Source organism: Bianquea renquensis (assembly GCF_014384895.1).
GTDB lineage: Bacteria > Bacillota > Clostridia > Lachnospirales > Bianqueaceae > Bianquea > Bianquea renquensis.
The window spans coordinates 1-979 of record NZ_JACRSQ010000096.1; the positions used below are offsets into that span (position 1 = coordinate 1).

Here is a 979-nt window from a genome sequence, read left to right on the forward strand (position 1 = left end):
GTGCCCGCCAGGACGGGGGTGGCGTCCCGGTTGGGGTCGTCCTTGTTGATCCCGGCGTCCTTGCCGGTTTCCATATACTCCCGCAGCTGGATGCGCGCGAAGATGGGGATGTCCCCGAAATTCTCCACATAGATGTCTTTGTTGCTGCCGTTGAAGTCGTCGTGCAGCCTTCCGCCCGGATTGCCACCGGAGGCCGCCTCGTTGAGCGCCGTCTGGCTGATGGAGCGCCAGGCGTAGGTCCCCGTCAGAGCGATGACCACCACCAGCACCGCCGCGAAGACGGCGGATACCTGTTTTTTGCGTTTCGATTGCATGTTCGTTCCCCTCTCATGGAAAATAAAAAGTTGTAACGGCTTCTGCTGATTTAAGATACAAGATTCACCCACAAAGCGGGGCGCACGCCGAGGCTAGAGCTGTAACTGTAGCTACCGAGCGTGCCCGAATTAAGGACGATAGCCATGGAACCATTGTACGGCGACCGCAACCAACAAAAGGAGCCACTCGAAAACGCTCTCATATGCTGATCAGGGACAATAACACTATTGCCATAGGTATAATCCTGTGCATTCGATGTTGCCGTCCCGTTAAACGTTCCGAACAAATCTGCCTCAGAAAGCAAGAACACCGCATCCGTGGTGGTAATCCAATCGGTGGCGTTATACTGGCTGCGGGTGGTGATGTCTGTCTGCACCGCCTTTTCTTTCAGTATGGTGGTGCTGTTCAGCCAATCGCCGTTCAAATAGGTTCTCAATGAACTCCTCTGCCACGTGTATGGGTTTGTATAATGAAACTGCTTCTCTGCAACCGGATCCTTCGCCCAAAGCAGCGCCTTCCCGTTATCCTTTACCAGCACGTACCATTCGACCCCGTCTATCGTCACCGTGGTGGTGCTGCCCGCCGTCACGCTGGGGATGTCCTCAAAATCCAGCGGCTTGACCGTGATGGTCTTATACGTCCTGAGCCCCGCCATCTCCTGGGA

General features: G+C 55.4%; 2 protein-coding genes. Both read right to left on the bottom strand.

Going from position 1 to position 979, the window contains the following annotated elements:
• The coding region (locus H8730_RS17405) for a hypothetical protein (protein WP_249290311.1) at nucleotides 1-314 on the bottom strand (314 nt) is incomplete at its 3' end.
• A 50-nt stretch (nucleotides 315-364) separates the two neighbouring features.
• Nucleotides 365-979: DUF6273 domain-containing protein (locus H8730_RS17410; RefSeq protein WP_249290312.1), on the bottom strand; the 615-nt coding region annotated here is incomplete at its 5' end.